Source organism: Streptomyces sp. NPDC001292, from assembly GCF_042896465.1.
In the GTDB taxonomy this organism is placed as follows: domain Bacteria; phylum Actinomycetota; class Actinomycetes; order Streptomycetales; family Streptomycetaceae; genus Streptomyces.
Window position 1 is genome coordinate 116,706 of record NZ_JBIAXG010000014.1, and the last position, 20,751, is coordinate 137,456.

The following is a 20,751-nucleotide window of genomic DNA, read 5'->3' on the forward strand; positions in this document are numbered from 1 at the left end:
AGAACTGCACCGACTTCACCGCCGACGTGTTCCCCGCCTTGTCCGACGCCCGATACGCCAACGTGTGCGCACCCACACCACTCACCTGAACCGGCGCCGAATAAGCCGCGAACGCACCGCCGTCCAGCGAATACTCGATCTTCGCCACACCGGACTCGACATCCGAAGCCGACACCGTCACCGTCGCACTGCCCACATAGTTACCGGAAGCGTCCTTCGTCCCCGACACCGTCGCCGACGTCTCCGGCGCGGTGGTGTCGCCGCCGGGCGCCGGGGTGACGACGAGTTCACCGGTCATCAGCTGGTGGCCCGGCATCGCGCAGAAGTAGCGGTAGACGCCGGGCGTGAGGACTACTTCGGCCGTGTACTTGCCGCCGTTGGAGTCGAAGGGGCTCGCCTGGATGTTCAGGCTGACGTCCTTGTTGTAATCGGAGTTCGAGACATCGAACGTCAACGTGTGTGGCATACCGGTCGTGTTGCCGGTCGCCGCGCTGTTCTCGAACACGATCGTCGCCGGTCCGGCCACCGCGGTGGTCGGGGCCGACGTGTACTTCGTGTAGTCGTCGCCGGCCGTCCAGGTGAGCACCTGGGTCGCCGCCTTCTCGGACCCGCGGCTCACCGCCGCGTACGCGGCCGGCACGGCCAACGAGAAGGCCGTGAGGACAACGGCCACCAGTGCCACCAGCACCGGGTGTGCGCGGAATCGGTTGCGTAGCGCTGATCCTGAGGGGGGCGGACCCGTCTGGGCATGGAGCAGTCTTCTGAACACCGCTGCACCTTTCGCGAATTCGCTTGTGCGGACCGCGCAGGGACTCGCGGTCCCGTCTAGTGGACGACCAGCCGCCGGGATGAGCGCGTCGAGGGGGTGGTCTCCCGGACCCAACCTCTCTCAAAGTGCGGCAACGTTGGGAAGCTACCGGGCTTTTCACTACTCGCCAAGGTCTATGGCCGCAATCCAACCAACTTTGACCTGAGTCTGGAAAAACTGGAGGGGTGCCCGCTACGGTGAGGCGGTCCCGAGGCGAAGCCCTTTCGCCCAGCCGTCCCGATCCCCCGCCGTATCCGGCAACGAGCCACGCCGGACGGCTGCCACCGGAGTCCGATCCGACGACCGCCCCGCCTGCCCCGCGGGCCCGAACGCCCTGCGCACCACCGCGAACCGCCCTGACGGGACGGCTGCCGCCGGCGGCGGCTCACATCACCACCACGCGACGCCTTCGGGCCCGCACGCGTTTCGAGGATTGGAGAGCGATGACCGAGTCAGGCGCAGGTACGAGACGCCTCTTCTCCCGGCGAGCGTTCGCCACCGGGGCGGCCGCCGCGGCGGTCGTACCCACGGTGCTCGGCGCCACGGCCGCCACCGCCGACCCGAAGGACAAGCCGGCGGGAACCGGTCAAGGAAACAACAAGGGCACCGTCCGCAACCTGACGCTGTACATGGAGAAGCTGCCGAACGGGGAGATGGGCTACGGCCTGAAGCCGGGCGAGGCGACGATTCCCGGCCCGCTCATCGAGCTGACCGAGGGCGACACGATGCACATCGAGGTCGTCAACAACCTGGACGTCGCCGCGAGTCTGCACGTCCACGGCATGGACTACGACGTCGCCAGCGACGGCACCAAGATGAACGACAGCGTCGTCGAGCCGGGCGGCCGGCGGACCTACGTCTGGCGCACCCACGCCCCGGGCCCGAACCACGACGGGACGTGGGACGCCGGCAGCGCGGGCTACTGGCACTACCACGACCACAACGTGGGGACCGAGCACGGCACGGGCGGCATCAAGAAGGGCCTGTACGGCCCCGTGATCGTGCGCCGCAAGGGCGACGTGCTGCCCGACAAGCAGTTCACCGTCGTGTTCAACGACATGATGATCAACAACAGGGCCCACCACGACACGCCCACCTTCAAGGCCGTCCGCGGTGAGCGGGTGGAGTTCATCGTGATCACACACGGGGACTTCTTCCACACCTTCCACATCCACGGCCACCGCTGGGTGGACAACCGCACCGGGATCCTCCAGGGCCCGCAGGACGTGAGCCGGGTCATCGACACCAAGACGGTCGGCCCGGCGGACTCCTTCGGGTTCCAGGTGATCGCGGGTGACCGGGTCGGCGCGGGCGCCTGGATGTACCACTGCCACGTCCAGAGCCACTCGGACATGGGCATGGCCGGTATCTTCCTCGTGACCGAGGCCGACGGCTCGGTCCCCGGCGGCATGCCCCACCACTAGGCGGCAGCGGCGGGCCCTCGATCCGGGCTCCGCCCCCAAGCCACGCCCGTCGTACCACCTGACGGTCCGACGGGCGTGTACGGCTGCCGCCGGCCGGTCCTCACCCGCAAGGACCCGAGGCGAACCTGACCTCGCCCCTCTGGCACCCGTCCTTCCCGGGCCTCGTGACCACCTGCCGAAATCCGCCTCACCCGGCGCACGCCGGGTGAGGCGTCCGCGGCAGCCCTCGCTCCATCCCCTGATCACTCTTCCGTTGTCGGATCGAGTCAAGGAGCAACCATGGGCAAGAGAGACAGGTTCGCCCTCTCACGACGAAGCGGAGCGCCGCCGTCGCGTCCCGCGCGGACCTCTGGTCACGCGTGGTCCTGGCGCCGCGCCATCGTCCTGCTGTCCAGCGCCGCGCTGACCGTGGGACTGACCGCGCTGCCGGCCGTGCAGGCGAACGCGCAGCCGCCGGCGGAGAACACCCAGGACGCCGGGGCCGAGAACCAGGTGAACGTACTGGTCTTCCACGGACCGGCCGCCAAGCAGGACGACCCGGTCAAGAAGGCCGCGGCGGCGATCGAGAACCTCGGCGAGAAGAACGGGTTCAAGGTCGTCGAGTCCGAGGACGCGGGTGTGTTCACCACCGCCCACCTCGCCAAGTACCGAGGGGTGGTGTTCCTGTCGGCCGACGGCGTGACCCTCAACGCCGAGCAGGAAGCCGCCTTCCAGTCGTACATCAAGAGCGGCGGCGGCTTCGTCGGCGTCCACGACGCCGCCCGGGCGCAGTCCGACTCCTCCTGGTTCACCGGTCTGATCGGCACCCGCCCCGCCCTGGGCCTGCCCGACGCCGAGAAGGTCGTCGAGAGCGCGGTCAACGCGGAGAACCCGCCGAGCGAGACCAAGGACAAGCTGTTCGACGGCAAGAACGACACCAAGTGGCTGGCCCGTACGCCGACCGCCTGGGTCACCATGAAGCTGGACAAGCCGGTCGCGGTGGTCAACTATGCGCTGACCTCCGCCAACGACTTCTCGGGACGGGACCCGAAGGACTGGAAGCTGCAGGGCTCGCAGGACGGCCAGGACTGGACGACCCTGGACACCCGGACCGGCGAGACCTTCCCGTCACGGTTCCAGACCAGGCAGTTCCAGTTCACCAACAAGCAGGCCTACCAGCACTACCGGCTGGAGATCACGGCGAACAGCGGTGAGCCGCTGACCCAGCTGGCCGAGCTGCGGCTCTTCAGCTCCAACCCGACGCCTCCGCAGGACTCCAAGGTCCAGCAGGCCGTCGTCGACGTGACGGACCGTCAGCATCCCGCCAACAAGGGCCTGCCGCTCAACTGGACCCGCTCCGACCAGTGGATCAACTGGGACCCCAACCCGATCGGCAAGGTCCACACCATCGCCCAGGTCGAGGAGTGGAAGTACAAGCCGGGCCTCAGCGCCAACGGCCCGTTCCACCCGATCTCGTGGTGCCGGGACTACGACGGCGGCCGGTCGTTCTACACCGGCATGGGCCGCACCGAGGAGAGCTACACCACCGACACCAAGTTCCAGAGCCACCTCCTCGGCGCCATCCAGTGGACCACCGGCATGGTCCGCGGCGACTGCCAGGCGACCATCGCGTCCAACTACACGACCGAGCGGCTGACCGCCCAGAACCAGGCGGGGCAGCTCGACCAGATCGGTGAGCCGCACGGTCTCACCATGGCCCCCGACGGCAAGGCCTTCTACATCGGCAAGGCCGCCTGCCCGTCCGGCCCGATCGTCTCCTGGAACGACCCCAAGGTCGGTCTCGGCTGCGGCACCATCCACCAGTGGGACCCCAAGACCAAGAAGGTCAAGCTGCTCACCACCCTCGACGTGATGGGCAACCGGGGCAGCGGCGACGAACTGGTCAAGAACGAGGAGGGCCTGGTCGGCATCACCCTCGACCCGAAGTTCGAGAAGAACGGGTGGATCTACATCTACTGGATGCCGCACGAGTCGATCGACCGCGACAAGCGGATCGGCCAGCGGACGGTCTCCCGGCTGACCTACGACTTCGCGTCCGAGTCCATCGACAAGGGCACCCGCAAGGACCTGCTGCACTGGGACACCCAGATCCACAGCTGCTGCCACGCCGGTGGCGGCATGTCCTTCGACAAGGACGGCAACCTCTACATCGGCTCCGGTGACAGCAACTCCTCCGGCGGCTCCAGCGGCTACTCCGGGAACAACTGGACCCAGGACTACAAGGGCGTCTCCTTCCAGGACGCGCGCCGCACCTCCGGCAACACCAACGACCTCAACGGCAAGATCATCCGTATCCACCCCGAGCCCGACGGCACCTACACCATCCCGAAGGGCAACCTCTTCGCGCCGGGCACGGCCAAGACCCGCCCCGAGATCTACGTGATGGGTGTCCGCAACATCGCGCGGCTCTCCGTCGACCCCGTGCACAACTGGCTGAACGCCGGCTGGGTCGGGCCGGACGCGGGAGCGTCGAACCCGGAGCTGGGACCGGCCAAGTACGAGACGGCCACGGTCATCACCTCCGCGGGCAACCAGGGCTGGCCGTACTGCATGGGCAACCGGCAGCCGTACCGTGACCGCAGCAACACCGACGCCAGTGTCCTCACCGGCTGGTACGACTGCGACCACCTCAAGAACGAGTCGCCGCGCAACACCGGCCTGGTGGACATCCCGCCGGCCCGCGACAACATGATCTGGTACTCGCCCCAGGGCGGCGGGCCGGTCTTCCCCAAGCGCTCCGACGGCAGCGGCCTCCCCAGCTACGTCGACAGCGAGGCCACCTACACCCAGCCGTACCTCAGGGGCGGCGGCCAGGCCGTCATGTCCGGTCCGACCTACCACCGCTCCCAGGTGGACACCAAGAGCGGCGTCGCCTGGCCGGCGTACTGGGAGGACAAGTGGTTCATCGGTGACGAGTCCAACGCCAACAACCGGGTCGCGGTGACCCTCGACCCCGACCGGGTCAAGGACCAGGGCGCGCCGGCCTTCGGTGAGGACCTGCGCAGCATCATCGCGCCGGGCGGCGGCGCCACCCAGCTGCAGAGCTGGATGGACGCCAAGTTCGGTCCCGACGGTGCCCTGTACATGCTCGACTACGCGGGCGGCTTCTTCAGCCTGCACAACAACCAGAAGCTCATCCGCATCACCTACCAGGGCGGCCCGGCCACCCCGAAGCCGCAGGACGCCGGGGCGCGGGTGGTCACCCAGAGCAAGCCCAAGACGGTGGCGTTCTCCAGCGCCAAGACCGGCGGTGTGGCCTGGGAGTGGGACTTCGGCGACGGCAGCAAGCCCTCGCACGAGGCCAACCCGACGCACACGTACGCCGACTACGGCACGTACCACGCGAAGCTGACGGTCACCTACGCCGACGGCGAGAAGGCCACCGCGACGTTCGACGCCAAGGCCGGCTGCCCCGCCCCCGACGCCCGGAAGACCGTGCAACTGCTCGACAAGGACACGGGGGTGGCCAACCACCGTGCCGGCGGCGGCTGCACCGTCAACGACCTGATCGACGACGAGGCCTCCTGGCCGAACCACGGCGAGTTCGTCAGCCACGTCAACGCCGTGGTCAACGACCTCCGCAAGGAGGGCGTCCTCGACAACCGCGAGTCGTCGGCGATCAGCAAGGCGGCGGCTCAGAGCGAGATCGGCAAGGTCGCCGGGTACAAGCCCCTCTTCGACGGGACCGCGGCGAGTCTGGCCGACTGGCGGCAGGCCGGCGCCGGGAACTTCTCACTCCTGCCCGACGGCACCATGCGCAGTTCCGGCGGCATGGGCATGCTGTGGTACGCCAAGCAGGAGCTGAAGGACTTCTCGGTCAGGCTTCAGTTCCGGGACGTGGCTCCGGGTACCGGCAGCGCCAACAGCGGGGTCTTCATCCGGTTCCCGGACCCCCGGACGCCGCTGGCCGACCGCCCGGCGGGCAGTTGCGGGACGGTCGGCTCGGCCCGCACCGCCCCCGAGTGGGTCGCGATCTACTGCGGTCAGGAGATCCAGATCTACGACGGGGCCACGGGCGAGGTCCAGAAGACCGGCTCGGTGTACAACTTCAAGCCGGTGGGCCTGGACAAGGCGGGGGTGACCCCGAAGGGCCAGTGGAACGACTACGAGATCCGCGCGGTCGAGCAGCACTACACGATCATCCGCAACGGCGTGGTGATCAACGAGTTCGACAACACGCCCGGCAAGTCGTCGTCCCGTGCGGGTGACCCGCCCACGGACCTGCGTCAGTTCCTCAGCGGGTACGTGGGGTTGCAGAACCACGGCAACAACGACCTGATCGAGTTCCGCAACATCCGGGTGCGAAGCCTGTAGCCGGACAGCAGTAGGTGCCGGGCTCGGGGCGACCGCCCCGAGCCCGGCTCTTCTTTTCCCGCTTCCGAGCCGGCCGGCTCGCAGCGTGCGAGCGGTCAGCCCAGTTGGGTGTCCAGCCATCGCAGGACGTCCGGGGTCACGGGGTCGGTGATGTCGGCGAACTCCTCGTGCCTCTTCAGGAACTTGGCCACGTACGGGCAGACGGGCACGATCCGCTTCCCGGACTCGCGCACGTCGGTGAGCGCCTCCTGGACCAGCTGGGAGGCCAGGCCCTGTCCGGCGAAGGCGTCGTCGACCTCGGTGTGGTAGAAGACACGCTGTTCACCGCGGTCGCGGTAGGCGGTCAGTCCGGCGCGCTCGCCGCCGACCAGGATCTCGTAGCGGTGCTTGGCGTCTGCCCGCTGGACGGTCGGAGTGGTGGAAGGCTGGCTCATCGGGTGCCTCTCGGATGGGGTCGGTGACACGTCGAACGGATCAGTGGCGCGGTGGATTCCCGCGCGGCGTGATGACGGCGTTCGGCAGCGCGGGAGCGGGAAGCCGGTCTCCCGGGTATCCCTCGACGGCGCCGAAACGGTCGGAGGCGTTCTGCCAGTCGTCCCGGGCCTTGGCGATGTCCTCGTGGCTGCGCCCGATGAAATTCCACCACATGACGATCTCCTCCTCGAACGGGGGTCCGCCGAGCAGGACCGTCCGTGCGACGTCGTCCGACTCGTTCGCCAGCGTCAGGGCGTCGGTGCCCGGGTGGGCGTAGCCCATCTCCGCGGGAGCCACGAGGGTGCCGGCCAGGCGTACCTCTCCCTGGTCGACCAGGAGGCCGTGCTCGAAGCCGGGGTCCACGGCGAGCGTGAGGGCCGCGCGCGGCTGGAGGACGATCTCGGCGCCGAGCAGGGGCGTGAAGGTCCGCACCGGGGAGGTGCGGCCGGCGAGGGAGCCCAGGAAGACCCTGATCTCGGCCCCGTCGATCCGCGCGGGCTCGGGTGCGTAGTGCTGGAAGTCGCGTGCGGCGTCGCGGTGCTCCTCCGGCAACGCCACCCACAGCTGGACGCCGTGCAGGACCGTGGTCCGCGGGGTGGAGACCTCGGAGTGGCTGATGCCGTACCCGCCGGTCATGAGGTTCAGCTCGCCGGGCCGTACGTAGGCGTGGCTGCCCAGGCTGTCCCGGTGCTCGATCTCCCCGCTGAACAGCCAGCTCACCGTCTGCAGCCCGGTGTGCGGATGCGGGGCGACATCCATGCCGCCCGTCACCGACACGTCGTCGGGGCCGTAGTGATCGGCGAAGCACCAGGCGCCGATCAGAGTGCGGGCGCGCTGGGGCAGGGTCCGCCGCACGGTCATCGCCCGGGGGCCGCCGAGGGGCACGTCACGCGCGGTCAGGACGTCGATCCGGGCCGCCCCGGTCGCCCGCTCGCCGTCCGCCGGCCCGCCGCACCGCACTTCCATGGGCTTCGTCTCGGCGTTGCTCACCGTGGACCGCCTCCCTCAAGATTCGTTTTACATTCAACTACCATGCCGCGATAATAGGCTCGGCGACACCGGCAGGTACACACCACACGACAAGGGAGCCTGACAGGCCCCGGAGGAGTCCCAGGTTGAGCACCCACACGACGGAGTCCGCGGACCGGATCTTCATCGACAAGCAGAGCCCCACCGCCTATCGCGCGCTGGTACAGACCGCGGAAGCGGTCCGTGAGATCGCCGCCGGGGCGGGACTCGACCGGACGCTCGTGGAACTGGTCAATCTGCGCGTGTCGCAGATCAACGGCTGCGCCTACTGCCTCAACGTACACACCAGGGCGGCCGCGCGGGCGGGCGAGAGCACGCAGCGGCTCGGTGTGCTGGCGGCCTGGCGGGACACCGAACTGTTCACCCCCGACGAGCGCGCGGCGCTCGCGCTCGCGGAGGCGACCACCGACCCCGGTGACGCGACCCTTCAGGAGACCGCGTACGACACGGCCCGCGAGGTGCTCACCGACGACCAGATCTCCGCCGTGATCTGGGTGGCGGTCACCATCAACGCCTTCAACCGGGTCTCGATCATGAGCAAGCATCCGGTGCGCCCGCAGTAGGCGGTCCGGTGCCCGGGCGGCGCCTGCGCCCCAGAGGTGGTGAGAGGCGGGCCCCGAAACTTGGCCGGGGCCGCCTTCCACATCTGGAAAACGGCCCCTGACCTGCTGCTTCGCAAGTCGGGACGACAGGATTTGAACCTGCGACCCCTTGACCCCCAGTCAAGTGCGCTACCAAGCTGCGCCACGTCCCGGTGCGTTCGCGCGGTGATCCGCCCGAACGCGCAGGTGAACCTTACCTTACGCGGGCGGGTGCGGCCGATTTCCGGCTATCCCTCCGCGCCCGTGTAGGCGGCGGTGGTGCGGTCGGCGGCCTCGCGGGCGCGTGCCGCGTCCTCGCCGCTCGCGACGTTGGCCGCGTACCACCCCTCGCTGCTCGCGGCGACGAATCGGCGGCCGTCCTCGGAGCCCACCCAGGCCATGGCCTCACTGGAGTCGACCGGCGCGCCGCTCGACAGGTGGAGGGTCAGGCCGATGAGCATCATGTCCCAGCCGATCCCGACCGCGCCGGGACCGAACTCGCCCCACTTGGTGTCGTCGATGTGGAAGAGGTGGTCCAGCTCGAAGCGGGTGCCGCCGCCGTCCTGCGCGGTCAGGCGCAACTCGATCCAGCTGGTGTCGCCGTCGTACTCCCAGGTCGCGGCGAAGCTCTTGGGCGGGTCGCAGCGTTCGATCGTGCCGCCGGCGTTGCCCTCGAGCTGGTAGTGGCCGCCTGGGCGGAGTTCACCGGTGACGGGGAGGAACCAGCGCGGGATGCGCTCGGGGTTGGTGCAGGCGTCCCAGACGTCGTCGAGCGGGGCGTCGTAGGTCTGGCTCACGGTGACCACACGGGCCTCGGTCGCCTTGAAGACACGGCGGCCGACCTGGCGGTCGACGGCGTTGATCTGGTGGGTCACGTCGATCATGGGATGCTCCTCGGAGGGTCGTCGGCACCGCGCAGCCGGCGTTCGCGCCTGCCGCGGGCCAGCTCGGTGGCCAGCGCGTCCAGGGGCTGGACCCAGAAGCCGCGGAACCGGTCGAGCCAGGCGTCGACGTCCTTGAGCGGTGCGGAGTTCACCGCGTACAACCGCCGGGCGCCCTCGGGGCGGACGGTCGCGAAACCGTTCTCCCGCAGCACCTTCAGATGCTGCGACACCGCGGGCTGCGAGATCCCGAACTCCGCCGTCACGGCCTCGCAGACCGCGCCGGAGGTCTTCTCGCCGTCGGCGAGCAGCTCCAGTATCCGCCGCCGGACGGGGTCGCCGAGGACGTCGAACGCGTGCATGGTCGCCAACGTATCACCCACCACTTATATAAGCCACCACTGATACGACATGGGGCCGCGAACCCAGCGCCCGGCACCCCCTCAGCGGGTGCGCCGGGCCGCCTCGGCGGCCTCCTGCTCACCGTCGACGTCCTGGGCGTACACGAGGAAGTCGTCGACCATGCGGTGGAAGAGCGTCGCGAGCCGGCGCAGGTCCTCCGGGGACCAGTCGGCCAGGGCGAGCTGCATGCCGCGGGCCCCGACCTCACGGATGCGGTGGATGGCGTCCCTGCCGAGGTCGGTGAGCTGGATGCGCTGGGCACGGCGGTCGTCGGGGTCGGGAATCCGGGTCACATGGCCGGACCGCTCCAACTGCTGCACCGTGCGCGTGACATGGGAGGCCTCCACACCGAGGCGGTTGGCCAGCTCCCCCGGCCGCTGCGGCTCGCAGTCGGCGATCTGGCGCAGCAGGGCGACCGCCGCCCGGTCCAGCGGCACCCCGGCCAGACTCATCAGCCTCTCGTGCTGCCGGGCCCGCGTACCCAGATAGGTGATGCGCATCAGGGCGCGCTCGATCTCGGCCACTTCGGGCGAAACGGGTCCGGTGGGCAACGATGGAGTGACCATACTGGCAACTTTACCATATCATTGCCTTACTCAAGCAATATGGCCGTACGGGAGCTCGTACGGCGGCGCGTGCGCGGAGCCGGTTCCGGTTCCCCGGACGGCCACACCCCGGGCCTTGTCCCCGGGGACGGCGGGGACGTCCCCGGGGACGCGGGGACGGCATCGCCGGGGCGCGGCACGGAAACGCTGGGCGGCATGTGATCACGACGCGTGATCGCAGGAACGACAGCCCGGAGGTTTCCATGATCCGACGGACCCTCACCAGCGGCGTGCTGGCCACGGTCGCGGCGCTCGCGCTCGTGCCCACGGCGGCCGACGCCGCCCCGGCCGGTCCCGGCTCGCGCCCGGCCGTGTCGACGGTCGCCCCGCACCTGCTCCCCTCGCTGCTGCCCGAGCCCGCCCGGCAGGCGCCGGCCGCACGCCGCGTGAGCCCCGTGGGGCACGTGCAGCCAGGGCGTCATGTCAACCGGTGGGCGACGTACCACCGTTCGATCCACTCCCTCGGACGTGTGGTCACGCACCGCCGGGCGCTGAACGTCCGCTCCGGCCCCGGCACCCGGTACCGGGTGATCGGCGTCCGGCACGCACACCGCCTGGTGGCGCTGAAGTGCCGGACGCACGGGTCCTGGGTGGGCGGCACGCGGCAGTGGTACCGCCTCGCGCACGTACGGGGTTACGTCTCCGCGCGCTACGTGCGGGTCCGGAGCGCACTGCCCTGGTGCTGACACGTCGTCACGCACGTACGAGGTGACCGGCCGGGCCCGTCCGGGGGCAGCACGCTCGCGGACGGGCCGTCGGTTCGAGGTGTGTCGTTGCCCTCAACCCGGGAAACCATCCCGACAACCGGGGCGAAACGCCTAAAGCGGGAGTGGAGTCGGGAGCAGCAGCATGCGGCAACCCCAAGGAACGGCAGCGTCACCCGGGCAGTTGACGACAGCCCTGCGCGGGCTGCGGGACCGTACGGGTCTGAGCCTGGCGGCCCTGGCCGCGCGCACTCCGTACAGCAAGTCCGCCTGGCACCGCTATCTGACCGGGGCCAAGCACCCTCCCCGCTCGGCCGTGGAGGCGCTCGCCCGGCTCGCGGGCGCCGATCCCGCGCCGGCGCTGGCCCTTTGGGACGCCCTCGGCGCGTCCCCTTCCGCAGCCGCCGAGTCCGGACCCGATTCCGAGCCCGGGCCCGATCCCGACCCCCGGCCCGGTTCCGAGCCCGAGTCCGGTTCCGAGCCGGCTGATCCGCCCAGGGCGCGAGTGGGGCATCTGCCGCTGCTGACGGCTCTCACCCTGCCCGCCGCGGCCACCGCGGTGGCCGCGGTCCTCCTCACGCCCTCCCCCGGCAGACCACCGGGCGCCCGGGTGGTGATGGCGTCGCCACGCTGCCACGACGCCTCCTGCCAGGGCGAGTTGCCCGACGCCTCGGCCTGCGCCGGGGACGCGCGGACCCAGAGCGCCGTGGCCGGCGCGACGTACACCGTGCGTCTGCGGTACTCGCCCTCCTGCCGCACCGCCTGGTCCCAGGTGCGGGTGCGGGGCGCGGTCGCCCGGGAGATCTCCGTACGGATGGGCGGGAGCGTCCTGTCGGCCACTTACGCCGCCGACGACACCAGCGGCGACACGAGCCCCATGCTCAGCGTGTCCACGCCACGTGGTGTGGAGGCCTGCGCCGAGGTCGAGGGGAAACTGGCCTGCACCGGCCTGGACCCCGACGCACCGGACCACCCGTGACGGCCTGCCCCGCCCCAGGAGACGGGCACCCGCGCGGACCCGCCCGGACGTGCCGGACTTCGCCGCGGAAGCGACGAAGTGTCCTTGGACCGGGGCCGATCCCCCACACTCTGTCCGCGTTCCCGCGCCGCACGCCCCGGCTAGGGTCACGGCATGACGCACAGTTTCGTTCTGCACGTTCCCGATGCCGACCTCGTGCCCGAGCCGCTCGAACAGGAGCAGATCGTCTCGGGGACGCCCGAGGTGACCGGCAAGGTGGTCTGGGAGTCGGCGGACGGCCGGCAGATCCGCGGGGTCTGGCAGATCACCCCCGGGGTCGTCACCGACACCGAGGCGGACGAGTTGTTCGTGGTGATCAGCGGCTCGGCGACCATCGAGGTCGAGGGCGGGCCGACCCTGCGCGTCGGCCCCGGCGACATGGCGGTCCTGCGCGAGGGCGACCGCACGACGTGGACAGTGCACGAGACGCTGCGCAAGGCGTACGCGATCAACCTGTGAGGCCCGTCCCGGGAGTCAGCAGGCCATCGGGGGCGGCGGCATGTTGTACGGGGTCACCACCTGGATCGCCGACGGAAGCGTCGGCCCGGCGGACGGCAGGGCGCCATGGGCCCGCATCACCAGGCGGCAGGCCTCCCGCATGTCCTGGCGCAGGTCGTGGTGGAGCACGGCGGACAGGCGGTGCTCGCGCAGCAGGCGGGTGTTGTCCTGGTCGAGGTCGTGGGCGATGAACACCGCGCGCTCGCGGCCGAGGTCCGCGAAGGCCCGCAGGGCGGCGATGTTGCCGCCGCCGATCGAGTAGACGGCGCGGATCTCCGGGTCGCGCTCCAGGGCGGCCCGCACGAGGTCGTACTGCGTGGCGTCCAGGCCCTGTCCCTCGGCGATCTCCACCAGCGCCCGCCGGGGGTGACGGGCGCGCATGGCGCCGGGTCAGCGAGGCCTGGCTGGGCCCCGGCTACCGGGTCACCTCACCGATCAACGTGGTCAACCCGGGCGGCGCGGCCCAGACCGTGCACCGCGACTACCACCTGGGCGCGCGGGTGGTCGCCGCGTACGGACGGATCGACTGCCCGGTGAACTCCGCGGCCTACCTCGCGCGGCACGCTCCTTGACACCACGCCCGAGCTGTTCGACGCGCACATCGCGGTCAACCTCAGACTGGGACCAGAACGTGCTCGGCGGACCGGACTGACGTTCCGCCGCACCACCCGCTCAACCACGCACCCACGCACAACCCAGGCACCCAAGGAGCATCAGCCCCATGCGTATCGGAATCCTCGGCCTCGGCCGGATCGGCGCCTTCCACGCCGAGACCCTCTCCGGACTCGACACGGTCGAGTCGCTCGTCGTCGCCGACCCGTTCACGGACGCCGCCAAGACCGCCGCCGAGCGGTTCGGGGCCGAGGTGGCCGACTCGCCCGAGGCGGTGCTGGCCGCCGGGGTGGACGGCATCGTCGTGGCCGCCGCGACCGACGCCCATCCGGCGCTGATCCTCGCCGCCGTCGACGCCGGCCTGCCCGTCTTCTGCGAGAAGCCGGTGGCCCGCACCATGACGGAGGGCGTCGAGGTCCTCAAGGCGGTCCAGGACAGCGACGTGCCCGTGCAGATCGGCTACAACCGCCGCTTCGACGCCGGTTTCGCCGCCGCCCGCGCCGCCGTGCGGGCGGGCGAGCTGGGCAGGCTGCACACCGTGCGGTCCACCACGCTCGACCCGGCGCCGCCGCCGGCCGCGTACATCGCCGCCTCCGGCGGGATCTTCCGGGACTGCTCGGTGCACGACTTCGACATCATCCGCTGGGTGACCGGGCGGGAGGTGACCGAGGTGTACGCCGTCGGCGGCAACCGGGGCGCCGACTACATCAGGGAGGCGGGCGACGTCGACACCACGGGGGCCGTACTCACCCTGGACGACGGCACGATCGCGGTGGTCTCCAACAGCCGCCACAACGCCCGCGGTTACGACGTCCGCATGGAGCTGCACGGCTTCGAGGACTCGATCGCCGTCGGCCTGGACGACAAGCTGCCGCTGCGCTCCGTCGACCCCGGGGTGACTTTCCCCGCCGGCACCCCGCACGACTTCTTCATGGACCGCTTCACTGCCGCCTACCGCGCCGAACTCACCGCGTTCACCGAGGTCGTGGCCGGCCGGCTGCCCTCACCGTGCACGGTCGCGGACGCCCTGGAGGCGGGCTGGATCGCAGAGGCCTGCACCCTGTCACTCCACGAGCACCGCCCGGTACGCCTCGAGGAGGTACGGACCGTCTGACCCGCCGGAGCGGGGACCGGTTACGTGGGCCCTGTGGGCCCATGTGAGGGGCCGTCCGGGCCACTTGGCCGACCTACGACCCACGTGACCGGCCAGGCACTCCACGTAACCAGCCGTACAGGCCCGCGACCGACCCGGCGGGCTCACGTGACCGGCCGAGCCGCCCTGTGCGGCCCACGGAACCGACCCGGCGGACGCACGCGATGAACCATGCGGGCCGTGCGGCCGGCTGGGGCCGCGCAACCGGCTCGGCGTGCCCCGTGGTCAGGGCTGCGGGCCCGTGCTCGCCAGTGCGGCCCGCTCGCGGGCCGCGCGTACCGTTCTCGAGAGGGTGGTGATGTCGTAGGCGCCGTGGTGGCGGCGGCCGTTGACGAAGAAGGTCGGGGTGCCCGAGACGGCGCTGAGGTCGGCCGACTCCACGTCGTCGGCCACCCGCTGCGCGCCCGCCCGCTCCCGCAGGTCCCGGCGGAAGCGGTCCACGTCGAGGCCGATCTGCTCGGCGTAGCGCAGGAGGTCCTTGGGGCCCAGGTCGCCCTGGTGACCGATCAGGACATCGTGCAGCTCCCAGAAGCGGCCCTGGCGGGCGGCACCCTCCGCGGCCTCGGCGGCGAGCTGCGCGTTCGGGTGGACGTCGGTCAGCGGCAGGTGCCGCCAGACGTAGCGCACGTCGTCGCCGAAGTCGGCGAGCAACTCGCGCACGACCGGCTCGGCGAGTCCGCAGTACGGGCACTCGTAGTCGCCGTACTCGACGAGGGTGACCGGGGCGTCGAGCGGCCCGCGGACGTGGTCGCGCTCGGGGTCGACGGGCTCGCCGAGGTCGACGATGGCCCGGCCCCGGCCCAGCAGCGCGCGGGCCCGCGTGCGCGGGGGCAGCAGGGAGAGGACGCCGGTCACCAGCCAGGTGACGGCGAAGGAGCACAGGACCGTCGCCAGGATCCCGATCTTCGCCTCCTCGAGCCGGGTTCCGCGGAAGGCGAGGGTGGCGATCAGCAGGGACACGGTGAAGCCCACCCCGGCCAGACCGCCGCCCGCGGCGATGGCGCCCCAGCCGATCGGCGGGCCCAGCCGCCCGCTGCTCAGCCGCACTGCGAGCCGGGTGGAGCCGACGATGCCGATCGGCTTGCCGACGACGTAGCCGAGCAGGATGCCGAGGGTGACGGGTGAGGTGAAGGCGTCCGCGAGCCGGGCCGCGCCGAGCGGCAGACCGGCGTTGGCCAGCGCGAACAGCGGCACGATCAGACAGCTGGTCCAGGGGTGGAGCATGCGCTGAAGCCGCTCGTTGGGCGACAGCGCGGTGGCCAGGCCCCGGCGCAGGGTGCGTTCCAGCTCGGGTGTCGGCTGCTCGCGGAAGCGCCGGAAGAGCCGGCTGGCGCGTTCCAGGGCGTGCCGCTCGGCCGGGCGGGCGTAGATGAGCAGGCCCATGACCAGCCCGCTGACCACCGGGTCGACGCCGGAGCGCAGCAGCGCGCCCCACAGGACCAGGGCGACCAGCGCGTACACGACGGAGATCCGTACGCCGGCCACGCGCAGGGCGATCAGCACGGCGAGGACGCCGAACGCGGTGAGCAGGGCGGGCACGTAGAGGGTCCCGCTGTAGGCGAAGGCGATGACGGCGAGAGCGAGGAAGTCGTCGGCGACCGCGACGCCGAGGAGGAAGACGCGCAGGCCGCCGGGCAGCCGGGAGCCGAAGACGGCGAGGATGCCGAGCGCGAACGCCGTGTCGGTGGACATGGCCGTGCCCCACCCCCGCGCGGTGGCGTGGCCCGCGTTCACGGCCAGGTAGATCGCCACGGGTACGGCCATGCCGCTGATCCCGGCGATCGCCGAGAGGGCGAGCCGCCTGCGCTCCCTCAGCTCCCCGATGTCGAACTCCCGGCGGGCCTCCAGGCCGACGACGAAGAAGAACAGCGCCATCAGCCCGCTGTTGATCCACTCCCGCAGTTCCAGGGAGACCCCGGCCGAGCCGACGGTGAACGACACGTGGGTGCGCCAGCACGACTCGTAGGACCCGAACGAGACGTTGGCCCACAGCAGTGCGGCGACTGCGGCGGCGAGCAGCACCGCGGCGCTGCCGGTCTCGGTGCGCAGGAAGGTGCGCAGTGGGCCGTGCGCGCCGGCGCCGCAGGCGGTCTGCCCGCTCATGGACGGCTGCGCCGGAGGTGTGGTCGGGGCCCGGGACACGTCGTCAGTCCGTGGAGCGGCCGGTCACCGGGCGGCTGCCCGGGCCGGCAGGTCGAAGACGTGCCCCGGGGTGACGATCTTCGTGACCGCCTCGCCGAGCAGGGTGCTGGGCTCGGTCCCCTTGTGGTCCGTGTCGCTGTTCAGCAGGACGACGAGAGTCGTCCGCGCCGAGGGGAGATAGACCGTGAGTGACTCGTAGCCCGGCAGTGAGCCGTTGTGGCCGATCCAGCCCCGCACCTCGAAGATGCCGAGGCCGTATCCGGCGCCGGGGATCGAGGTCGGGAGTGTGGTGAGCCGCTGCTTCTGGGATGCGGGACTGATGAGCCTGGTGCCGTCGGGCAGGACGCCCGTGGCGACGGTGCGCGCCCATACGCGCAGGTCGTCGAGGTTGGAGACCATCGCCCCGGCCGCCCAGGCCCAGGAGGGGTTCCAGTCGGCCGCGTCCCGCACCTCGCCGTTCGCCGTCTGGTTCGTGTAGCCCTGCGCGTGCGGCCGGGGGAACTGCGCGCCGGCCGGGAAGAAGGTCTGGTCGAGTCCGGCCGGTCGCAGCACACGGTTACGGAGGTAGTCGGCGAGCGGCCAGCCGCCGGCCTTCTCGACGACCAGGCCCAGCAGGATGAGGTTGGTGTTGCTGTAGTCGAACCTCCGGCCCGGCGGGAAGAGTACGGGGTGTTTGAAGGCGTGGGAGAGCAGTTGCCGCGGGGTGAAGGCCCGGCGCGGATCCGAGCTCAGCGCCTTGCGGAAGCCCGCGTCCGTCGTGTAGTCGAACAGCCCGCTGCGCATCCCGGCGAGCTGCCGCAGGGTGATCCTGTCCCCGTTCGGCACGCCGGCGACGTACTTGCCGACGGGGTCGTCCAGGCCCACCTTGTGCCGGTCCACGAGGCGCAGCAGCGCCGTCACGGTGAAGGTCTTGGTCTCGCTGCCGATCCGCATGTACAGCTCGGGCGACATCTTCCGCCCGGTGCTCCTGTCGGCGACGCCGAAGGACTTCACGTGCTGTCCCTGATCCGGCGTCCACAGTCCCACGGTCACCCCGGGCACGCCGGCCTGCCGCATGACTCGCAGCACGGCCTGATCGATCTGCCGGGTCACGTCGGGAGTCAGTCTCCGCACCCCGGTCGGGGACAGTCCCGGAGACGGGGTGGCGGTGACGGCGCCGGGGCGCACGGGGGGTCCGGCGGTGGCGGTCCCGCCGGCGAGCGGCACCACGAGGATCCCGGCGGCGGTCGCGGTGACGACACCCCGTCGAAGTCGTGGACACGCTTGGGTCATGCGCCGGCTCCAAGCGCCTGGGAACGAGCCCGCGGCCGTCCCGGACGAGCAGGGGACGAGCGGCGCCGCCCGCTTCCGCGGCGCACACCGACGGGGTCGCACGGGCGGACGACCCGCACCGCACTCAGCTTAGGAGGGCCGCCACGGCACCGCCTGTCGGCGACGGCTACGCGCCCCGCCAGACGTTCGCGAAGGCCGCGTCTTCTATGGCCCGGCGCTGGCGGACGGCCTCCAGTTCCATCACCGCGTCGTGGACGGCGGCGAGAACGGTGAGGACGGCGTCGTCGGTCACGCCCGGCTCCGCCGGGGTCATCTCGTCTCGGACGCCGACGGCCGCGGCGAGGGTGAGCAGCACCGGCTCGTCGGCCGCCCAGCGGTAGGCCGCGCGTCGCCTCGCGTCGGTGTCGCTGAGGACCGTGCGGCCGCCGCGGAAGGGCAGCCAGCGGCTGCGTTCCCAGGTGACCTGGCCCTCCTGTTCCAGGGCGGTCAGATAGGCCCTGGCCAGGCCGCGCCCGCGCCGCCAGAGCCAGTCCGCCAGGGTTTCGTGGGGCACCTGGCGCACCAGCGAGGAGGCGGCCTCGTCCAGCAGCCGGTCGCCGAGCTCCGGCAGGAGCCGCGGCACGATCCGGTCGCCGTCCAGCTCCAGCAGCCCGGCCCGCAGCAGGTCGTACGCCTCGGCGCCGGCCAGCGCCAGGGAAAGGTCCCCGCGCTCCGGCGACCGGCTGGGTTCCACGTCCAGGGCGACGATCATCAGGTCACGCGCTGTGCTCATCACGCTCCCCGTCGAGGAGTTGCCCGCCACTGCGCCACCCGCACGCAGAACGCGACGTTTCGTGCTTCCCGTACGCCCGACTGTAGCGCTGCGGGCGGGGCGTACGGAGGGTGTCATCCGTACAGTGACGGGCGTTCCGGGAGCTCCACCTCCACGCGGCCGCCCTCGGTCAGGGAGCGGACGCCCGCCGCGCAGATCGCGGCAGCGGCGTATCCGTCCCAGGCGGTGGCGCCGGTGGTCGTGCCGTCGCGGACGGAGTCGACCCAGGCCTGCACCTCGCGGTCGTAGGCGCCTTCGAAGCGTTCGAGGTAGTCCTGCGCGATGGTGCCGCCCCAGCGGCCGTCCGTCTGGGTGACCATGGCGTGGCCGTCGCCGACGCGGGCCGTGCCGCGCTCGCAGACGGCCTCGGCCTGGACCTGGTAGCCGAAGCCGCAGTTGACGAAGATCTCCACGTCGGCGATGACGCCGCCGTCCGTTTCGAGGACGACGAACTGCGGGTCCTGGATGCCGCCGGGGGCGTCGCGGGACGGGGTGGGGCGCAGGACCGTCACCGCGGTGATCTCCTGGCCGAGCAGCCAGCGGGTCACGTCCATCTCGTGCACGAGCGAGTCGCTGATGAGCAGCTCGCTGGTCCATCCGGGTGGGGCGGCCACGTTGCGGTGGCGGTGGTGCAGGAGCAGGGGGCGGCCCAGCCTGCCCGTCCGCAGGAGCTGTTCGAGCCGGAGGTATTCGGCGTCGTAGCGCCGCATGAAGCCCACCTGGATGCACCGCCGGCCGAGCCGCTGCTCGGCTTCGAGCACGCGCGGGGCGGAGGCCGGGTCCGGGGTGAGGGGCTTCTCGCACAGGACGGGCAGGTCGTGGGCGAGGGCGGTGAGCAGTGCCGCCTCGTGGGCCGGGCTCGGAGAGGCAATGAGCACCGCGTCGACGTCGGCCGCGGCCAGCGCGGCGGCCGGGTCGGTGTGCGCGGAGCAGCCGCCGGCGCGGGCCGCGACGGCTTCGGCGCGTTCGGCGTCGGCGTCCACGACGGCGCTCACCCGGGCCCCGCTGATGACCTCCTGGATCCGGCGCACATGGTCGGCGCCCATCCGGCCCACGCCGATGACGGCGACGTTCAGAGTCGATGACCGGGCCATCGTCGTCCTTCCTCGGCAGGGGTCAGGCGCCGCAGGACCGCAGGAACCTGCGCGTGCGTACCGCGATGGGCAGCGGTTTGTCCGGCTCGCACGGGTACATGTCCTGCTCGACGATCGCGAAGAGGTCCACGCCGAGCCCCTGCGCGGCCGTCAGCACCGGTTCCAGCGCCGGTACTCCGGCCGGCGGCTCGCACATCACGCCGCGCTGGACCGCCGGCCCGAAGGGAACCTCGTTCGCCACCACCTCGGCGAGGATCTCCGGGTCGACCTGCTTGAGGTGCAGGTAGCCGATGCGCTCGCCGTAGGTCTCGATCAGCTTGACGCTGTCGCCGCCGCAGTAGGCGTAGTGCCCGGTGTCCAGGCAGAGGTTGACGAGACCGGGGTCGGTGGAGTCGAGGAAGCGCTCGACGTGCGCCTCGGTGTCGATGTGGGTGTCGGCGTGCGGGTGGACGACGATGTCGAGGCCGTACGTCTCCCTGACCTGGTGGCCGAGCCGCTCCATGCCCCGGGTCAGGTGCGCCCACTGCTCGCCGGTCAGCTCCGGCTGCTCCAGGATCTCGGCGGTTTTGTCGTCCCGCCAGAAGGAGGGGATGACGACGAGGTGGCGTGCGCCCATGGCCCGGGTGAGGGCGGCGACCCGGCTGACGTGTTCCCAGGTGGCCCCCCACACCGACGGGCCGCGGTGCAGGCCGGTGAAGACGGTGCCCGCCGAGACCTTGAGGTTCCGCTTGTCCACCTCGTCGGTGAGCCGGGCCGGGTCGGTCGGCAGGTAGCCGTAGGGGCCGAGTTCGATCCAGGAGTAGCCGGCCTCGGCGACCTCGTCGAGGAAGCGTTCCCAGGGCACCTGCGCGGGGTCGTCGGGGAACCAAACGCCCCAGGAGTCCGGGGCGGAGCCGACCCGGATGCGGTCCAGCACGGGGGCCATGTCA

At 71.3% G+C, this 20,751-nt stretch carries 17 protein-coding genes, 1 tRNA gene and 5 pseudogenes; 10 read left to right on the forward strand and 13 right to left on the reverse strand.

Annotated elements, in window-relative coordinates:
• The coding region (locus ACFY4A_RS17420) for an OmpL47-type beta-barrel domain-containing protein (protein ID WP_390830334.1) at positions 1 to 646 on the reverse strand (646 nt) is incomplete at its 3' end.
• Positions 647 to 1,251: 605 nt separating this feature from the next.
• Between ACFY4A_RS17420 and ACFY4A_RS17425 the strand changes: the two genes are divergently transcribed.
• The 4 genes and pseudogenes from ACFY4A_RS17425 to ACFY4A_RS17440 all read left to right on the forward strand — a co-directional run.
• Positions 1,252 to 2,232 carry a multicopper oxidase domain-containing protein gene (locus ACFY4A_RS17425; protein WP_390830287.1) on the forward strand — a complete coding sequence of 327 codons (981 nt, stop codon included), beginning with the start codon at positions 1,252 to 1,254 and terminating at the stop codon, positions 2,230 to 2,232.
• 279 nt (positions 2,233 to 2,511) lie between these two features.
• Positions 2,512 to 3,450: pseudogene (locus ACFY4A_RS17430) on the forward strand (ThuA domain-containing protein); the annotation flags it as partial.
• Positions 3,451 to 3,453: 3 nt separating this feature from the next.
• Positions 3,454 to 5,403: pseudogene (locus ACFY4A_RS17435) on the forward strand (ThuA domain-containing protein); the annotation flags it as partial.
• Between the two features lie 9 nt (positions 5,404 to 5,412).
• Positions 5,413 to 6,546: pseudogene (locus ACFY4A_RS17440) on the forward strand (family 16 glycoside hydrolase); the annotation flags it as partial.
• Positions 6,547 to 6,641: 95 nt separating this feature from the next.
• Here ACFY4A_RS17440 and ACFY4A_RS17445 read toward each other — a convergent pair.
• Positions 6,642 to 6,980 (reverse strand): GNAT family N-acetyltransferase, encoded by a 339-nt coding sequence (locus ACFY4A_RS17445; protein WP_390830288.1) that lies wholly within the window; start codon positions 6,978 to 6,980, stop codon positions 6,642 to 6,644.
• Positions 6,981 to 7,020: 40 nt separating this feature from the next.
• The gene (locus ACFY4A_RS17450) at positions 7,021 to 8,010 is read right to left on the reverse strand and encodes a pirin family protein (RefSeq protein WP_390830289.1); all 990 of its coding nucleotides are present in this window, start codon (positions 8,008 to 8,010) and stop codon (positions 7,021 to 7,023) included.
• A 125-nt stretch (positions 8,011 to 8,135) separates the two neighbouring features.
• On the opposite strand from ACFY4A_RS17450, the gene ACFY4A_RS17455 reads away from it, so the two are divergent.
• Positions 8,136 to 8,612: a carboxymuconolactone decarboxylase family protein gene (locus ACFY4A_RS17455; RefSeq protein ID WP_390830290.1), complete on the forward strand. Its 477-nt coding sequence runs from the start codon at positions 8,136 to 8,138 to the stop codon at positions 8,610 to 8,612.
• Positions 8,613 to 8,729: 117 nt separating this feature from the next.
• Here ACFY4A_RS17455 and ACFY4A_RS17460 read toward each other — a convergent pair.
• The 4 genes from ACFY4A_RS17460 to ACFY4A_RS17475 all read right to left on the reverse strand — a co-directional run bounded on the left by ACFY4A_RS17460 (position 8,730) and on the right by ACFY4A_RS17475 (position 10,479).
• Positions 8,730 to 8,803, reverse strand: a tRNA-Pro gene (locus tag ACFY4A_RS17460).
• Between the two features lie 75 nt (positions 8,804 to 8,878).
• Complete coding sequence (locus ACFY4A_RS17465; protein WP_390830291.1) at positions 8,879 to 9,514, reverse strand: SRPBCC family protein; 636 nt, start codon at positions 9,512 to 9,514, stop codon at positions 8,879 to 8,881.
• The gene (locus ACFY4A_RS17470; RefSeq protein ID WP_390830292.1) at positions 9,511 to 9,873 is read right to left on the reverse strand and encodes an ArsR/SmtB family transcription factor; all 363 of its coding nucleotides are present in this window, start codon (positions 9,871 to 9,873) and stop codon (positions 9,511 to 9,513) included. The genes ACFY4A_RS17465 and ACFY4A_RS17470 overlap by 4 nt, the downstream gene beginning before the upstream one ends.
• 81 nt (positions 9,874 to 9,954) lie before the next feature.
• On the reverse strand, positions 9,955 to 10,479 hold the full coding sequence (locus ACFY4A_RS17475; protein ID WP_390830293.1) for a MarR family winged helix-turn-helix transcriptional regulator: 525 nt from the start codon (positions 10,477 to 10,479) through the stop codon (positions 9,955 to 9,957).
• 242 nt (positions 10,480 to 10,721) lie between these two features.
• On the opposite strand from ACFY4A_RS17475, the gene ACFY4A_RS17480 reads away from it, so the two are divergent.
• The 3 genes from ACFY4A_RS17480 (at position 10,722) to ACFY4A_RS17490 (ending at position 12,699) form a co-directional block, all read left to right on the forward strand.
• Positions 10,722 to 11,204: an SH3 domain-containing protein gene (locus ACFY4A_RS17480; RefSeq protein WP_390830294.1), complete on the forward strand. Its 483-nt coding sequence runs from the start codon at positions 10,722 to 10,724 to the stop codon at positions 11,202 to 11,204.
• Between the two features lie 163 nt (positions 11,205 to 11,367).
• Positions 11,368 to 12,201 (forward strand): DUF2690 domain-containing protein, encoded by an 834-nt coding sequence (locus ACFY4A_RS17485; protein WP_390830295.1) that lies wholly within the window; start codon positions 11,368 to 11,370, stop codon positions 12,199 to 12,201.
• 153 nt (positions 12,202 to 12,354) lie between these two features.
• On the forward strand, positions 12,355 to 12,699 hold the full coding sequence (locus tag ACFY4A_RS17490) for a cupin domain-containing protein (protein ID WP_390830296.1): 345 nt from the start codon (positions 12,355 to 12,357) through the stop codon (positions 12,697 to 12,699).
• Between the two features lie 15 nt (positions 12,700 to 12,714).
• Here ACFY4A_RS17490 and ACFY4A_RS17495 read toward each other — a convergent pair.
• Positions 12,715 to 13,122: pseudogene (locus ACFY4A_RS17495) on the reverse strand (LacI family transcriptional regulator); the annotation flags it as partial.
• Between the two features lie 110 nt (positions 13,123 to 13,232).
• Between ACFY4A_RS17495 and ACFY4A_RS17500 the strand changes: the two are divergent.
• Positions 13,233 to 13,356, forward strand: a pseudogene (locus ACFY4A_RS17500) (short-chain dehydrogenase); the annotation flags it as partial.
• Between the two features lie 103 nt (positions 13,357 to 13,459).
• On the forward strand, positions 13,460 to 14,464 hold the full coding sequence (locus ACFY4A_RS17505; protein ID WP_390830297.1) for a Gfo/Idh/MocA family oxidoreductase: 1,005 nt from the start codon (positions 13,460 to 13,462) through the stop codon (positions 14,462 to 14,464).
• Between the two features lie 264 nt (positions 14,465 to 14,728).
• Here ACFY4A_RS17505 and nhaA read toward each other — a convergent pair whose 3' ends face one another.
• The 5 genes from nhaA to ACFY4A_RS17530 form a co-directional block, all read right to left on the reverse strand.
• Positions 14,729 to 16,606, reverse strand: coding sequence for a Na+/H+ antiporter NhaA (gene nhaA, locus ACFY4A_RS17510; protein WP_390830298.1), 1,878 nt, complete (start codon positions 16,604 to 16,606; stop codon positions 14,729 to 14,731).
• Between the two features lie 63 nt (positions 16,607 to 16,669).
• Positions 16,670 to 17,917: a serine hydrolase domain-containing protein gene (locus ACFY4A_RS17515; protein ID WP_390830299.1), complete on the reverse strand. Its 1,248-nt coding sequence runs from the start codon at positions 17,915 to 17,917 to the stop codon at positions 16,670 to 16,672.
• A gap of 166 nt (positions 17,918 to 18,083) precedes the next feature.
• Positions 18,084 to 18,689 carry a GPP34 family phosphoprotein gene (locus ACFY4A_RS17520; protein WP_390830300.1) on the reverse strand — a complete coding sequence of 202 codons (606 nt, stop codon included), beginning with the start codon at positions 18,687 to 18,689 and terminating at the stop codon, positions 18,084 to 18,086.
• 113 nt (positions 18,690 to 18,802) lie between these two features.
• Complete coding sequence (locus ACFY4A_RS17525) at positions 18,803 to 19,822, reverse strand: Gfo/Idh/MocA family protein (RefSeq protein WP_390830301.1); 1,020 nt, start codon at positions 19,820 to 19,822, stop codon at positions 18,803 to 18,805.
• A 22-nt stretch (positions 19,823 to 19,844) separates the two neighbouring features.
• Positions 19,845 to 20,747, reverse strand: coding sequence for a sugar phosphate isomerase/epimerase family protein (locus ACFY4A_RS17530; RefSeq protein WP_390830302.1), 903 nt, complete (start codon positions 20,745 to 20,747; stop codon positions 19,845 to 19,847).
• Positions 20,748 to 20,751: the final 4 nt, after the last annotated feature.

Excerpts from the sequence above, each read along its gene's own strand:
- ACFY4A_RS17425 (WP_390830287.1), top strand. The coding sequence starts at position 1,252 with ATGACCGAGTCAGGCGCAGGTACGAGACGCCTCTTCTCCCGGCGAGCG.
- ACFY4A_RS17445 (WP_390830288.1), bottom strand. The coding sequence starts at position 6,980 with ATGAGCCAGCCTTCCACCACTCCGACCGTCCAGCGGGCAGACGCCAAG.
- ACFY4A_RS17465 (WP_390830291.1), bottom strand. The coding sequence starts at position 9,514 with ATGATCGACGTGACCCACCAGATCAACGCCGTCGACCGCCAGGTCGGC.
- ACFY4A_RS17470 (WP_390830292.1), bottom strand. The coding sequence starts at position 9,873 with ATGCACGCGTTCGACGTCCTCGGCGACCCCGTCCGGCGGCGGATACTG.
- ACFY4A_RS17475 (WP_390830293.1), bottom strand. The coding sequence starts at position 10,479 with ATGGTCACTCCATCGTTGCCCACCGGACCCGTTTCGCCCGAAGTGGCC.
- ACFY4A_RS17480 (WP_390830294.1), top strand. The coding sequence starts at position 10,722 with ATGATCCGACGGACCCTCACCAGCGGCGTGCTGGCCACGGTCGCGGCG.
- ACFY4A_RS17485 (WP_390830295.1), top strand. The coding sequence starts at position 11,368 with ATGCGGCAACCCCAAGGAACGGCAGCGTCACCCGGGCAGTTGACGACA.
- ACFY4A_RS17490 (WP_390830296.1), top strand. The coding sequence starts at position 12,355 with ATGACGCACAGTTTCGTTCTGCACGTTCCCGATGCCGACCTCGTGCCC.
- ACFY4A_RS17505 (WP_390830297.1), top strand. The coding sequence starts at position 13,460 with ATGCGTATCGGAATCCTCGGCCTCGGCCGGATCGGCGCCTTCCACGCC.
- nhaA (WP_390830298.1), bottom strand. The coding sequence starts at position 16,606 with ATGAGCGGGCAGACCGCCTGCGGCGCCGGCGCGCACGGCCCACTGCGC.
- ACFY4A_RS17515 (WP_390830299.1), bottom strand. The coding sequence starts at position 17,917 with ATGACCCAAGCGTGTCCACGACTTCGACGGGGTGTCGTCACCGCGACC.
- ACFY4A_RS17520 (WP_390830300.1), bottom strand. The coding sequence starts at position 18,689 with ATGAGCACAGCGCGTGACCTGATGATCGTCGCCCTGGACGTGGAACCC.
- ACFY4A_RS17525 (WP_390830301.1), bottom strand. The coding sequence starts at position 19,822 with ATGGCCCGGTCATCGACTCTGAACGTCGCCGTCATCGGCGTGGGCCGG.
- ACFY4A_RS17530 (WP_390830302.1), bottom strand. The coding sequence starts at position 20,747 with ATGGCCCCCGTGCTGGACCGCATCCGGGTCGGCTCCGCCCCGGACTCC.